A 14,736-nucleotide genomic window follows, 5' to 3' on the forward strand; every position below is an offset into this window, starting at 1 on the left:
CCCCCTTAATGCTGTGCAGCGAGACGCATAACTTCGGTTTCCGTAGCCTGGTCGCCTTCTAATATTCCAGTAAGCCTGCCTTCCGACATGACCATCACGCGGTCGGACATTCCAAGCAGCTCCGGCATTTCAGAAGAGATCATGATAATGCTTTTGCCCTGCTTCGCCAGGTCGGCGATGATCGAATAAATCTCGAATTTGGCGCCGACATCTATTCCGCGGGTGGGTTCATCCAGCAGCAGAACCTCCGGCTCGGTGAGCAGCCATCTGGCCAGCAGCACCTTTTGCTGATTGCCCCCTGACAGATTCATAATCTGCGTTTTGGTGGTTGGTGTCTTGGTGCGCAGCTTTTCGATCATTTTATCGACTTCTGCCTTCTTCTTCTTGCCGTCAAGCAGGAAGTACGGAGTTTTGTAATGATCCAGATTGGCAATCGCCCCGTTCTCATGAACCGACAACACCGGGAAAATACCGGTTACACGGCGCTCTTCGGTGAGCAGGGCCAGCCCGTGCCTTTTGGCATCCTGCGGCGATTGAATGCTGACCTTTTTGCCCCCGATGGAGATGCTTCCGGATTTAATGGACCGCAGACCGAACAGGGCTTCGATAACCTCTGTCCGCTGTGCGCCGACCAGACCGCCAACACCGAGAATTTCACCGCGTCTGAGCTCAAAGGACACATCCTTGAACGAGCGGGGTTCAGTCGATGTAAGCCCTTCCACTTTAAGAAAAACTTCACCTGGAACGTTCTGGCGTTCCGGGAACCGGTTGGTGAGGTCACGGCCGACCATTCTGGAGATAATCAGATCTGTGGTCAGCTCCGCCGAAGGCCAGGTGCCGATTTTTTTACCGTCACGCATGATCGTCACTTCGTCAGAGATTTCAAGAATTTCTTCCATTTTGTGCGATATATAAATAATGGCTACGCCTCTTTTTTGCAGATCCCGGATAATCCGGAACAAATGCTCAACCTCCACGCTGGTCAGCGATGAAGTCGGTTCATCCATGACAATAACCCGTGAATGAAAAGAGACAGCTTTGGCGATTTCGATCGATTGGATTTTGGATACAGACAGCTTGCCTACCAGGGTTTCGGGATGAAGATCAATGTCCAGATCCTTGAAAAGGTTTTCAGTGTCAGTAAACATTTTCTTGTGGTCAATGAACTGAAGCGGTCCGAAGCCTTTTGTCGGAAAACGCCCCAGCCAGATATTCTCCATCACATTGCGGAACGGAACGGGATGCAGCTCCTGGTGTATCATGGAGATTCCGTGGCCCAAAGCATCATTGGAATTCGTAATACTAGCCTTTTCACCTTCCAGATAAATCTCACCGGCATCCGGTGAATAGATTCCAAACAGACATTTCATCAGTGTGGACTTGCCTGCACCGTTTTCGCCCATAAGTGCATGGACTGAACCCGGCCTAACCTTGAGGCTTACGCCGTCCAGCGCCTTCACGCCGGGAAATTCTTTGGTGATATTGTTCATTTCCAGCAAAAATTCAGTTTTTGCCATTATTGTTTCGCCCCCTACGCTTTTTTCTTTTTCCATGAGAGGCACAGCGGTTCTATCCTGGTCCCTACCCGTAAGGAATTCCGGGAAACGGATGTTCCGCTCCCCGGTATGATTCAGTTAGAGCTTATTTAGCGTCAGCTACATTATCTTTGGTGATCTTTTTGTAGGAAATCCAGACATATTGGTTGTCAGTGATGTCAAAGCCCACATTTTCCTTGGTTGGAGCTTCGCCTTTGGCCAGCAGCGCAGCCAGTGTAATCGCCGCTTTACCTTGGTTGTTGGCATCGTTCAGCACCGTACCGAGCATGGTTCCATCCTGCAGCGCTTGAACCGCCGGAGCTGTGGCGTCCACCCCTACAACCGGCATGTACTTGTCGCCAGTAAAATATCCGGCAGCCTTCAGAGCTTCGATCGCACCGAGGGCCATGTCATCGTTGTTCGCAAGGACGGCTTCAATCTTGTCGCCATGGGAGCCGAGGAAGGCTGCCATTTTTTCCTGCCCTTTGACACGGTCCCACAATGCTGTATCTTCAGCTAACTTTTCCACCTTGATGCCGGCATCTTCGATTGCCTGGATGGAGTATGTGGTGCGCAGCTCTGCATCCTGATGTCCCGGTTCACCTTTCAGCATTACATATTGGAGCACGCCGTCTTTGTTTTTGTCCGCTTCAGGGTGGGCCTTCCAGTAATCCACAATCAGCTGGCCGGACATGGTGCCGGACTCTTCTGCTTTAGCGCCGACATAGTATACTTTGTCCCATTTCTTCATATCTTCCGGAAGCGGTTCACGGTTCAGGAACACCACCGGAATGTCCGCGGTTTTGGCTTTATCGATAATTACGCCTGCTGCTGTGCGGTCAACCGGGTTGATCAGCATGCCGTCGTATTTTTTCGTGATGAAGAGGTCAACCTTGTCGTTCTGCGTAGGCTGAGAGTTTTGGCTGTCTACGATATCCACGGTAGCAATGCCTTTAGCCGCCGTGTCAATCGCGTTGCGGACACCGGTCATGAACGTGTCGTCAAATTTGTAGATGGCTACGCCGACCTTTGGAGTTTCACCCCCGGCAGCACCGGAGTTTGCACTGTTGGTGGCTTTGGCAGCATTGCCTTTATTTCCTGTATCGGCATTATTGTTGCCGCCGCAGCCTGCCAGAGCCGCACCCAGCAAAGCACTGGCGAGTAAAACGGAAGTGATTTTTTTCATAATTATTTGACCTCCTGATCATATTTCTTTTTAGTTGTATCCGTTTATGTACCGGGTACGTCTTTATTATGCCCGACGTGAAAACGATTGCGAATATAAAATCCTCATCTGTTGTATGAAAATTCTCATATGCTGAAAGCACCAAAAAAGCTTCCCGATTTTGGCATAACCGCAGCCTTTAGAAAAAATAATGTGCACGCAAACAGGCCCGCTCTCCAATTGCAGTGGAAATACGGGCCTCTTGCTCCGGTCTGATATTTGAAGCTCTGCTACCTTACAAACGGAAACAGCAGCTTTTGATTCTCCGGCCACAGCATATTGTCCAGGTCAATCAGCTTCGTTCCGGTATCTACGCGCTCCGGCACATCCATGCCTTCTGTGGCCTCTACCGCGTATTTGACCGCTAAATATCCGTTATTGAAGGGATTCTGGATCACTGTGGCCTGAACCGTACCGTCCTGCAGCATCTCCAGCATGGAAGGCGAACTGTCAAAAGCCACCATCTTCAGCGGACCGGGGCCCAATTCCTGAATTACTTTGCCTGCACCCTGGGAAGCTGTTTCATTCAATGTGGCGATCCCGCGAAGACGGGGATGGTTGCGAAGCATGTCCCGGGTCAGCTGTTCCGCATCGGCAGTGTTGGAGGAAGTATAAGAAATCTGCACCACTTCAACATTGGGAAAACGGGCAGCATAGTTGAGAAACCCTTTTTCCCGTTCATCCGCATCCCGTGCGCCGTAATCAATCGTCCCCGTTGAACTGGTCTGTCCGCTTGTGGAGTTGGTGAAATTAATGATTCCGATCTCCCCATATCCGTTCAACAGATCAATCAGTCTTTCCGCGGATTTTTGCCCCGCCTCATAGCCGTTGGAGCCCACATAGGTTTTCACCTTGGCCGAGCCCACCTCCGCATCGACTGAAATCACCGGAATCCTGTAGTATTCCGCCTGATCCACAACCTGTGCAAGCCCCATATAGCTGCTGGCTGCAAGGATGATTACATCGGCCTTTTGCTTGATGGACTCTTCCACCATGGTGATCTGCTCATCAATGTCGCTTTCCGAATCCGGCGCCTTGAACGTCAGCTTCACATTGAACTCCCTGGCGGCCGCTTCTGCACCCAGCTTCACCGTATTCCAGTAATCGCCCCGGTTCATTTTTACAATCATATGGACTTTGTGTGTTTTATTTGTGCTGATGTATGCCGGAGAGGTGCCCAGACAGGAAGTAACCGCAAGCGCCAATACCGCGCACAGCAGCAGCACAAGCCCTAAGCGCAAGCTTTTCATTGTACGGATTCCTCCCTTCCTTCTTCCGGCCCTTCTCCGGATTTGACCGCAGGAAAGCAAATGGTCACTGTCGTTCCCTCTTCAAGCTCACTCTCAAAAGCAAGTCCGTATTCCCGCCCGTAGACCAATCCAATCCGTTCATTCACATTCCGCACGCCTACACCTGAACCGCTGCTGCTCTTGCCGCCACCGCTGAGCAGGGTACCCAGCGTCTCCTTGCTCATGCCAAGCCCGTTATCGCTGACCCGGATGACAATCAGACCCTCCTGCAGCCCGGCGGTAATAGTAATCAGACCCTCATCCGGGAGCATTTCGATGCCATGGTAGAGGGCATTCTCCACAATCGGCTGCAGAATCAGCTTAATCGTCTGGCAGGCCAGCACTTCGTCCTCAGCCCGAATCTCATAACGGAATTTATTTTTGAAGCGGAAGCTCTGAATGACCAGATAATGCCGGATATGATCCAGCTCCTCCTGCATAGTGATCATATTCTTCCCTTTGCTCAGACTGATGCGGAAAAATTTCGACAGCGATTGAATCATCGTCACCACCTCATCCGTTTTGCCGCGTTCTGCCAGCCGGATGACCGAATTCAGCGTGTTGTACAGAAAATGGGGGTTGATCTGTGACTGAAGAACTTCAAGCTCACCCTTGCGCTTGGTTTCCTGCTCGTAGATAATCTGGTCCATCAGCTGCCTGATCCGCTGCAGCATCATGTTGAAACGCCGCGACAGCTGCTCCACCTCGTAGGCACCGCTGACATGGATCGGCGTATTGAGATCCCCCTCCCCTACCAGCTTGACGGTACGCTCCAGCTTGCGGATGGGACTGGCAATCAGCCAGGAGAGGAGGATGGATAACACGATCACACCTACAATCACGACACCCAGAAACCAGGCCAAAAAATGGTTCAGGTCACGTTTGGTGGTCACAATCTCATCGTAATATGCCACGCCCACAATCTTCCATCCTGTCAAATCCAGGGTGCGCACCGTAATAAAACGTTTCTCTCCTGTCGATTCGTCCAGATAGCTGCGGAATTTATACTCAAGCACAGGCTCCACATTCTCATACTTCAGCCCGGCATAGATCAGCTGCTGCTGCGGATGATAGACAATGTTCCCTAACGGGTCAAGGATGTAAGCGTAGCCCCTATTCCCCAGCTTAACCTGTCTGCTGAGCTCATCAATGGTACGGAAGTTGAAATCGATCAGCAGAATCCCTTTCCTGATTTGCCCGTTCTCTTTGTATTCAATCATTTTGCTGATCGAGACCACCCAGGTGTAGCGTCCTTTGAATAAATTCTGTATGTGGGGAGCGGAATAGGAGATTTCAGGATTTTTGACCGCCGAGGTGAACCAGCTCTGACTCTGCAGTTGGGTGTTGATCCGCATGCTCTGCCCGGGGGTGCCGACAACATATTTTCCCTGGGGAGTGAATACCGCTACTGAAACCAGGTCCTCACGGCTGCTCATCAGCATATCCATCCGTTCGCTAAGCAGGGGTGAATCAATGGAAGGGCTGGAGGTAATATGCTCCTCTGCCGTTTCAAAAATGTTCCCCATCCCTTTGACATAAAGCTCCAGGTTGTAATTCACCTGCTCAATGATCTGCTGCATGTTCATATTGGCATTCGCTTCGGCCGTTGCGGCAAACTTGTTGTACAGCATAAAACTGACGATCACCGCAACAAGCACTGTGACCGCCGTAAAGGTTAAGGTTATGATGAGCTGAATACTCCGCAGCTTAGAGGGCAATCGGAGCTTGCCTTTTCTGCGCGGCTGCGGGCGGTGCGGAAAAAAATAAGCCTTCGGCTTGTTCATGGCTTATCCTCCCCGGGAGCTGTTTTTGTACTCTTTTGGCGATTGTCCATATTTCTTGCGGAAGCAGAAGCTGAAATAGTTCGGGTCGGCAAAGCCGATTCGTTCGGCGATTTCAAACGCCTTTAGTTCTGTCGAACGCAACAGCTCTTTGGCGGCCTCAAGACGGATCTGCAGCAGGTAGCTGACAAAGGTCATCTTCATTTCTTTTTTGAAAATGCTGCTGAAATAGCCTGTACTGATGTGCAAATGCTGACAGACTCTGCCGATGGAAATATCGGATTCCTCATAATGGCTGCGGATATAGTCCTTGGCCTGATCGATAAGCTGCTTGTAGCTGGACTGGCGTTCCATAGCAATCGAATCCATCAGCCGGCTGCATACCCCGATAATCCATTCTCTGGCTTCACCCATATTGTTGAACTTATGAATCTCTGACAGTGAAGAAAACCCTAAGTCCGGATAATCGTTCAGCTCACTGCCCGACTCCTTGGCCACCCGCAGAATCGTGGTGATGATCTCCAGCAGGAAAATCTGGTATTCCTGTGTGCTTACCTGTGCCGCATCCAATCCGCCAAACAGCTCGTCCACGACCTCCTTCAGTTCCTGGAGGGTGCCCAGCTTAATGGTGCGGATCAGCGACTGCTGGGTCAGCTCGTCATAGGCGAGCATGCGTCCAACCCGGGATTCCACATCTTCAATCCAGATGACCCGGTTGTTGCCAAGGATCAGCCGGTAATCCAGCGCCTGCAGCGCATCATTGAAAGATTGGGACAAAAGAGACGGCGAATGGCATGCCGTACCGGAACCCGCAGTTACCGTCAGTTTAAGAAAACGCTGGACATTCTGGCGGATTTCTTCGAGGATGGCATACGTCCTGCCGGTAATGGATGCCTCTTCCTTCTCTTCGCTTACCGAGAGCAGCACCACATTATCCCGGTGGATAAATACTTTGCCGAAGCTGTGCTTCTGGCATATTTCTTCAGCAATATTCAGCACAGCGAAGAGCTGCAGATTGCGGTCTCCGGTATCCCTGAGCGATACCGGTCTGCTGCCAACAGCGCCCGTTCCGCCGCCTTCACGGATATAATCGACACTGATTACGGAAGCCTGAAACAGCTCTCCGTTAAGATGGATTCCGTATTCCGCGCTTTTCTCGGCAATTTCTTCCAGCCGGAGCCTGCGGGAAACCAGGGAGGAAAGGAACTGTTCACGGAGCACTGGCAGGCTTTTGCGGTAATGCTCACTGAGTACGAACACATTCTCCTTCTCGGCAATCTCCGCCTCAATCGCCGACCTTACCTTAAGCAGTACGTCGATCAGCTCCTGTGCAGAAAACGGTTTCAAAATATATTCATCAATTTGCAGCTTGATGGCCTTTTGGGCATATTCGAATTCATCGTAGCCGGTCAGTATAATGATCTTCGTATTAGGATGACGGCTGCGAATCCACTCAGCCAGCTGCAGCCCGTTCATAAATGGCATCTGAATATCGGTAACGACCACATCCGGCAGCAGCCGGTCAATGGAGTCCGCGGCTTCCCGTCCGTTCTCGGCCTGATCCACAACCTCAAACCCGTAATGTTCCCAGTCGATCTGCGCGATAATCCCTTCTCTTACATCTTCTTCGTCCTCGGCAAGTATCAATTTATACATCCTTCATCCCTCTTTGAATCAGGTTTAGGTCATACTACAACCATTCTAGCTGATTCGAACGGCTCAATCTATGGGTAAGTTGAGGAAGTGGCAGGGATAAGGAAATACATAAAATTACAGGCAGGTCCGCATACTAAGGGCGGTGTTGCAGTGTTTTTGCGGGGAAGGAATCGTTAGTACCCTTGCGCAGGCTGCGTTTTTGACGAAGCAGCAGTAAGGAATTCTCAGCCTAATTGCACTTTGTGCAGCAGAATTTCAATAAAAGTGCCCTCAAATCCCATTCTGCTGTAATTCGTACAATTGATTTCTGGAATTTCCGGTCCAAACCGCTATTCCCGCATAATCTGCTGCACAGAATACAGCAGATTGAATTTTTCGGCGGATTTAGAGACGAACAATTGCAGAAAGTGCAATTGATCCATGCCGCCAGGCGGCACCCAGAGGATGGAAGTATAAGCATTCATTGAATATGCAGCATAGATTACAGCTCCGGCTAAATTTAAAATCATACACTAGAAGAATCAGCTGTGAGGTGTACTATTTCCTTTATTGCGTGGAGCATATAATACTGCTTAAATTAAAAAAACCATCCCGCTTGACCCGGGATGGGGATGATTGGTGCATATAGGCCTATAGCAATGATTTGTTGAAACGGTAACCGGCGGTTTTTTCGAACCCGATATGGCGGTAAAAAGCATGTGCCGGCGCACGCTCCACGCGGTTGCCGCTTCTCAGGAAAAGTTCGCAGCAGCCCTTCTGGCGGGCCCATTCCTCTGCTGCGGCTACGAGTCTTTTACCAAGGCCGTTGCCTCTGAGCTCCTCTGCTACAATCAGTGCGGTAATTTCCGTAATACAATCTGCTTGTTTGTAATACGATCTTACCTTGCGTAGTCCAACCATTCCCACAACTTCATTATCCAATTCTGCAACCAGTGTACAATGGAACGGATCTGTCTCCATGTCTTCCATTCTTTCTTTCATCACGCTAAGCGTTGTCGGATAGCCGAATTCCCGCAAAAGGGCTGTGACTCTCTCCAGATCATTTAAGCCGCATTTGCGAATTTGCAGTACCTGCTCCTGAGTACTACTGTTCATCCTCAATAACCTCCACTTTTAGCATAGACGCCGCCTGCTTGGCTGCTGTCCGCGCGATCTCCACATCTTCCGCTGCACTTAATGCTACGGCCATCCGCCGCCCGGGACGGATCTCCGGTTTGCCGAACACTCTGACCTGCGTACGGGGAAGCGCCAGCGCTTCGCCAATACCGGTCACCCGAAAAGCTTGTCCGGCTGTTTCTGCCTTCAATGTTGCTGATGCGCCCGGTGACAGCAAATGCACCGGGTCGAGCGGAAACCCAAGAATGGCTCTGACATGCAGAGCAAATTCCGATAAATCCTGTGTAATCATGGTAACCATGCCGGTATCATGCGGTCTCGGCGAAACTTCGCTGAACAACACCCCATGATCCGTAAGAAACAGTTCCACTCCAAAAATCCCAAATCCGCCAAGCTGGTCCGTTACTGCCCTGGCTATGTCTTCAGCCTCAGCCAGCTGGGCTGCGCTCATGTGATGGGGCTGCCAGGATTCCACATAATCGCCGTCCTTCTGGATATGGCCGATGGGAGGACAGAATACCGTTCCGCTGACCGAACGGACGGTCAAGAGTGTGATTTCACTCTCGAAGGTGACAAAAGCTTCTACGATCACCCTTGTTCCTTTGGCGCGTGCACCTTCAAGCGCTGTGTTCCAGCAGCTCTCCGCATCCTCCAGCTTCCTGCAGATGCTCTGCCCTTTGCCGGAAGAGCTCATGATCGGCTTAATCACGCAAGGGGTGCCCAAGATCTCTACGGCCTGACGCAGCTCATCCAGACTGTCCGCAAAGCGGTAGCCGGCCGTCGGCAAGCCGAGTTCCTCGGCAGCCAGCCGGCGGATGCCTTCCCGGTCCATGGTCAGCCGGGCCGCACGGGCGGTGGGAACCACCAGGAATCCTTCTTCCTCCAGCTCCTGCAGCGCATGTGTGGCGATGGCCTCAATCTCCGGCACGATCAGATCCGGCTTCTCGGCACGAATAAGCTTCTTCAGCGCTTCCGCATCGAGCATATCAATCACATGCGAACGATGGGCCACCCCCATCGCCGGTGCAGCTTCGTAACGGTCAACAGCTACGGTCTCTACGCCAAGGCGCTGAGCTTCGATAATGACTTCCTTGCCCAATTCCCCGCTGCCCAAGAGCAGCAGCTTACGGCTCTGGGATGAAAAAGGAGCTCCCCACATTGTCGATTCCAACCTCTTTCAGCAATTTGACTGCTTTGTTCTTTTTTCTGTAAAAAAAGCAGTTCTAATTGTAAATTTTCAGGCTCCTTTATTTTCTTCCATCATCCGTCAGAATGCAAGTGTTCTCCGACATTTTCCTACAACCTTCACAGATCATTGTCCACGATATTGTCGAAAGCTTCTTCCAGGCGCAGCAATTCTCCGCTGAGTCTGTGCCAGTGCTCTGCTGAATCACCCCCTTTCAGGAGTTCTGTGATCGCCGCTTCCCGTTCAGTCAGGCTCTCGCGCAGTGCATCCCCTGCACGTGACAATGCGGCTTCCACGCTGCCTGCATAGAAATCGAGAAGGAAGGATTCCAGCTCTTCGGCTGCTCCTGCTACAGATTCCTTCATCCAGGGCTCTGCCGCTGCCCTGACCTCATTCCGCCCTGCCCCTTCGAAGAAGTGGCGCGGCGATTTGAACCGGCTCCAGAGCGCCGGCCAGTCCAGCGGGTTCAGCCTGCATTCCAGCTTGGCCGGAGAAGGCCAGGGGTCCTTGTCATTCTGCAGGAACTGCAGGTCCTCTGCGGGTATGGACAGTTCTTCTGCCGCAGCGGCCGCTGCCGCGTGCGCAAGCCGCCGTCCGGCCGCCTCCAGCCGCAGTGTGGTTGCCCACAGCTCCTGCTCCAGCTCACGCTGGACCGTCCGTTCCAGCTCTCTTCCGCAGGCTGTGAAGATCTCTTTCAGATTCCCGCCATCCTCACGGAGCAGCGAAGGATGGAAAGACTCCTGGAAGAAACGGCCGAAAGCAAAGGAAATCCGCTGGCGGACATGATACAGCAATTCTTCGCCTTCCCGGCGCAAATCCCGGCCCGGCCGCTCCTCTCCGGCCAGCAGACGCAGCCGCTGCTCAGCTATGCGGCGCTGGTCCTCCAGCTCCCGCATTTGCGCTTCACGCTGCCCGGCCGCCTGGCGGGCCTTCTCCTGCCACTCCTCTGTCCGGCGGCGGACTGTGCTGAGGCTGTCTTTGGCTGCGGCCAGAGACAGCCGCGGCAGCTCTCCTCCGGCAAAATCCGCCAGCGCCTGCTCAAAGCTGCTGAACCGGGAAGCCTCGTACAGCTCCCGGCTGCCAGCCGTTTTGCCTTCCAGTGCAAGCAGGCTGGAGAGGGAATACATTTGCGGCTTCATCAGGCCGCCGGCCCGCAGATTCTGCGCAACATGCTGCTGAACCTCCTGCAGCTCCTCTTCATCCGAGGCCAGATCGGAGGCATTGATGATAAAAAACATTTTATCCAGCGCGAAGCTGTCTTTGATCCGTCCCAATTGGGCCAGCAGGCCCCGGTCCGCCTTGGAGAAGGCATGATTGTAATAGGTTACAAAACATATCGCATCCGCATTTTTCATGTAACCAAAGGTCACTCCGGTATGACGTGCATGAAGAGAATCCGCGCCGGGGGTATCCACCAGTACAATCCCGCTGGCTGTCAGCGGACAGTCATAGTAAAGGTCAATCCCCTGAATGAAGCAAGCCCGTGTCTCTTCGGCGACCAGGGTCCGGTATTCCTGCAGATCGACGGTACGCACCGTGCCAAGCAGCGCTTCGGCTTCCTGCCAGCCTGCGGCTGCCGCCCGCAGAAAACCGGCATGCGGGAGTGCCGAAGGGTGGAGTCCGCCAACCTGCAGCTCCGCGGCCGCAGCGGTCCAGGTCTCCGGCTGCGGAGCGGCCAGCTGCAGCACGCTGAAGGAATGGAGGATATCCTCCCAGAAATCCTCTCTGCTCTTCATGGTGACAACCGCGCTGGCGTGACGGAAGTCCCCTTCCGGCGCCAATATGCGGTTGACCGCCGCTGTGGCGGGATGCGGCGACACAGGCAGCACTTCTTCGCCCAGCAGGGCATTGGCGAAGGAGGACTTTCCGGCGCTGAACGCTCCGAACAGCGCCAGGGTGAAGCGGCCGCCGGCGAGATCCGCCGCCCGCGCCGCCAGGCTGCGCGCAGCCGAGGCCATGGCCGGCTCGCGGCGCAGCAGCTCCGCCGCAGCGTCCAGCACCGCTGCGGCCTCCCCGAGCCGGCGGCGCCCGCCCGCCGGCGAAGCCGTGCCCGCCGCCAGGCCGGCGGCGGGGCTTCCAGCCGCAGCCTGGCGCAGCGGCTGGGGCTTGACCGGCGCGGCGCGGAGCGCGCCGGCCTGCGGGGTGACCCTCACCTCCGGCAGGGTGCCGGGGGTGAGGGTGCGGCGCGGCGGCAGCTGCGCCGCGAGCTCTGCCGCGCGGGCGTCCGCCGCGCGGTCAAGGGCAGCCAGCGCGGCCAAGGCGCGCGCCTGCCGCTGCAAGGCGGCCTCGCGGCGCGCCAGCTCCGCGCGCTGCCCGTCAAGAAGCGGCGGAAGCTTCGCCAGCAGCTCATCGCCTGCACCCAGCGCGGCACGGCGGAACTGCGTCTCAATATCAGCCGCAAGCGTGCGGCAGAAATTAAGCAGCGCCTCCCCGCTGAAGCCGGTTCCCGGCTTGACGGCAGCCGCCAGTCCCTCGGGGCTGACCGCCGGGAACGCCTGCTTAAGCTGCGTCTCTGCCGCCTCATCCCAGACGCCGAGTCCTTCTCCCCATTGCCGCACGAGCTGAAGCAGATGCCACTCCAGCTGGGCGGCAATCTCCCGGGTCTGCAGCGTATGCCACGCGGCCAGCCGCTTCTGCTGCTCCTTCTCCCGCTTCGCAGCCGTGAAGAGCAGCCCCTTGCGGAAGCCGGGACTGACACTTTCGGCGTAGGCTCCAGCCGCTTCCCGGACCTCTGCCGGCATCAGGCTGCTGTTCCCCAGCAGCGCATCCACACCGGTGCGCAGATTCAGGCGCGCCTCCTCCCCAGCCCGTCAAGTCTTACCCGTTCCTCCGCGCATTTCTGAAGCTCCTGCTCTACGGAATCCGGACCCTCCCCTCCTGCTTCCTCCAGCAGGCGTTCTCTTTCCTCCCGCTGCTCTTCTTCCCTGTACGCTCCCAGAGCTGCGTCAGCGGTGTGATAGAGAGAGCGGGACAGGCTGTATTGCAGCAGCTCTTCCCGCTGCTTCAGAAGGCTGTCAATCAGGCTCAGCAGATGCTCCCATTGATTCAGCGGATGCTCCTGGACCTTAAGGGAAGTAAAAAGAATACCTGCCGGGTGAATCCCCCATTGGCCGAAAGCGCTTTCCAGTTGCCGGCGGTACAACTCGATGGTGATCTCCTGTTCACGGTGTTTGTCAATCTGATTGATGATGAGATACAGCGGTTTGCCCCATTCACTGAGAGCTTTCGCAAAGGCGAGATTATTCTCGGACTGCACATGATTGTAATCCATGACATAAAAAACGACATCAGCCAGATGGAGCGCCGAATGCGTTGCTGCCTGATGTCCGTTATCAGTGGAATCCACGCCGGGAGTGTCCATCAGAACCCCGTGGCTCCCCAGCAGCGGGACATCCTCCCACACGGAAATCGCTGCATATTCCCCGCCCTTGCGGCAAAAATCCTGGAGCTGCTCCGGCGTTGTCTCCCATGGTGACGGTTGGACTCCAGTCTCAAGGGCATGCGGATATAGTAGAACGCGGGGGGACCCGCTACGGATGGATACGATATTGGCACTGGTTGGCACCGGACCTGACGGCAGGACCTGTTTGCCGCACAGCTGATTAATCATACTCGACTTTCCTGCCGAGAAATGGCCGCAAAAAGCAAACGTCAACTCACCGGCAGCTGCTTTTGTCTCCAAATCTGTGATAATTTGCACTGCAGCAGGGTCTTCCCACTGTTCCAATAGCTTTCTAAGCCCAAGGTAAGACTGCTCTTTCAAGATCTCATTCGGCATTTCAGCCCGACCCGTTCCCACATTAACTCCCACCTTCGCTGCCTCCAGTATCGTACGGTTATCAAGAATAGAATAATTACATTTTATCACCAGTCTGCCACATTTCAAATCAGAACAATTTACAAAATCCCCTATAATCCTCTACGAATCACGCCGGTCCGGTTGATACGCTTTACAAAACTGCGGATTACCTCCCTTATTTCTTCAGACATAGGGAGAGTATGAACTAACGTTTAGCAGAGCAATAGTTCGAGCCTATTTATAATTTGGGTCTTTGCGCGGAACGATAAGCAATAAATGTGATGGATATGTAATACCAATTGCAATATAACACCTTATGGTGTTACTATAAACATGAAACCAAAAGGTGTTATAAAAAACAGGAGGTACATCATGCACACTGAAGAAACATTGCCCGAAATCCGCAAAACTATAGTCCTTAACGCTCCTATTGATAAAGTATGGAAGGCTGTTGCCACTTCCGGGGGCCTTGCCGCCTGGTGGATGGACAATACCTTTGAGCCCGTCTTAGGCCAGGAGTTTATTCTCCGGTCCGGACAATTCGGCGATTCGCCTTGCAAAGTCACCGAACTTGAGCCGCCTTACCGGCTAGGCTTCGATTGGGGAAAGACTGGCATCTCGCTTTTAAGTTGAAAGAGCTGGAGAACCAACAGACAGAATTCACTCTGATTCATTCCGGCTGGGATGAAGCAAAGGTCACTGAATTTGGACAACCCCATTCGGTTATCCGCGGCATCATGAACGGGGGCTGGGAAAAAATCGTCAATCAAAGTCTTGTCAGCTATATAGAGGCTTAAGCAGTGTCTGCCCCAGCCCTCAAGCATGATGTGTTTCAGGCGATTGCCGATCCTACCCGCCGCACTGTATTACAGCTGCTCGCCCGCAACGATATGCCCATTGTGGCCATCTCGGAGAACTTCCCGCTTTCGCGGACCGCTATTAACAAACATCTGCATATCTTGTCTGATGCAGGTCTTGTCAGCTCACGGCGGGTAGGCAGGGAGACAAGGTACAGGCTTCAACCAGAGCGGCTTATTGAGCTAAAAGACTGGCTTGCATTTTTTGAAACATATTGGGACGACAGATTGTCACTGCTGAAGGAATTTGTGGAGAACGATTCCCCATGAATCCTACGGCAACTTTTTAAGT

The 14,736-nt window shown here is 53.6% G+C and carries 11 protein-coding genes and 1 pseudogene; 2 read left to right on the forward strand and 10 right to left on the reverse strand.

The features are described 5' to 3' along the window. Positions 1-5: 5 nt before the first annotated feature. From JI735_RS29770 to JI735_RS29815, 10 genes are all read right to left on the reverse strand, one after another. Positions 6-1,517: a sugar ABC transporter ATP-binding protein gene (locus JI735_RS29770; protein ID WP_039836211.1), complete on the reverse strand. Its 1,512-nt coding sequence runs from the start codon at positions 1,515-1,517 to the stop codon at positions 6-8. Between the two features lie 124 nt (positions 1,518-1,641). Continuing rightward, positions 1,642-2,721: a galactose ABC transporter substrate-binding protein gene (locus tag JI735_RS29775; RefSeq protein WP_085979294.1), complete on the reverse strand. Its 1,080-nt coding sequence runs from the start codon at positions 2,719-2,721 to the stop codon at positions 1,642-1,644. 269 nt (positions 2,722-2,990) lie between these two features. After that, positions 2,991-4,010, reverse strand: coding sequence for a substrate-binding domain-containing protein (locus JI735_RS29780; RefSeq protein ID WP_039836206.1), 1,020 nt, complete (start codon positions 4,008-4,010; stop codon positions 2,991-2,993). Then, positions 4,007-5,833, reverse strand: coding sequence for a sensor histidine kinase (locus tag JI735_RS29785; protein WP_083886773.1), 1,827 nt, complete (start codon positions 5,831-5,833; stop codon positions 4,007-4,009). Before JI735_RS29785 ends, JI735_RS29780 begins: the two co-directional genes overlap by 4 nt. 3 nt (positions 5,834-5,836) lie before the next feature. After that, a complete protein-coding gene (locus tag JI735_RS29790) occupies positions 5,837-7,486 on the reverse strand; it encodes a response regulator (protein WP_039836205.1) in 1,650 nt (549 codons plus the stop codon). A 329-nt stretch (positions 7,487-7,815) separates the two neighbouring features. Further along, positions 7,816-7,995 (reverse strand): hypothetical protein, encoded by a 180-nt coding sequence (locus JI735_RS29795; RefSeq protein ID WP_039836204.1) that lies wholly within the window; start codon positions 7,993-7,995, stop codon positions 7,816-7,818. A gap of 121 nt (positions 7,996-8,116) precedes the next feature. Next, positions 8,117-8,581: a GNAT family N-acetyltransferase gene (locus JI735_RS29800; RefSeq protein WP_020431261.1), complete on the reverse strand. Its 465-nt coding sequence runs from the start codon at positions 8,579-8,581 to the stop codon at positions 8,117-8,119. Next, the gene (gene purT, locus JI735_RS29805) at positions 8,571-9,761 is read right to left on the reverse strand and encodes a formate-dependent phosphoribosylglycinamide formyltransferase (RefSeq protein ID WP_202677709.1); all 1,191 of its coding nucleotides are present in this window, start codon (positions 9,759-9,761) and stop codon (positions 8,571-8,573) included. The genes JI735_RS29800 and purT overlap by 11 nt, the downstream gene beginning before the upstream one ends. A 146-nt stretch (positions 9,762-9,907) precedes the next feature. Beyond that, on the reverse strand, positions 9,908-12,559 hold the full coding sequence (locus tag JI735_RS29810; protein ID WP_202676714.1) for a dynamin family protein: 2,652 nt from the start codon (positions 12,557-12,559) through the stop codon (positions 9,908-9,910). A gap of 14 nt (positions 12,560-12,573) precedes the next feature. Beyond that, positions 12,574-13,587, reverse strand: a complete 1,014-nt coding sequence (locus tag JI735_RS29815) for a dynamin family protein (RefSeq protein ID WP_202676715.1) — start codon at positions 13,585-13,587, stop codon at positions 12,574-12,576. Positions 13,588-13,959: 372 nt separating this feature from the next. On the opposite strand from JI735_RS29815, the pseudogene JI735_RS29820 reads away from it, so the two are divergent. Then, a pseudogene (locus JI735_RS29820) lies at positions 13,960-14,384 on the forward strand (SRPBCC family protein). A gap of 3 nt (positions 14,385-14,387) precedes the next feature. After that, positions 14,388-14,714 (forward strand): ArsR/SmtB family transcription factor, encoded by a 327-nt coding sequence (locus tag JI735_RS29825; RefSeq protein ID WP_039837860.1) that lies wholly within the window; start codon positions 14,388-14,390, stop codon positions 14,712-14,714. The last annotated feature ends 22 nt before the right edge of the window (positions 14,715-14,736 follow it).

It is taken from the genome of Paenibacillus sonchi, from assembly GCF_016772475.1.
Classification (GTDB): domain Bacteria; phylum Bacillota; class Bacilli; order Paenibacillales; family Paenibacillaceae; genus Paenibacillus_AQ; species Paenibacillus_AQ sonchi.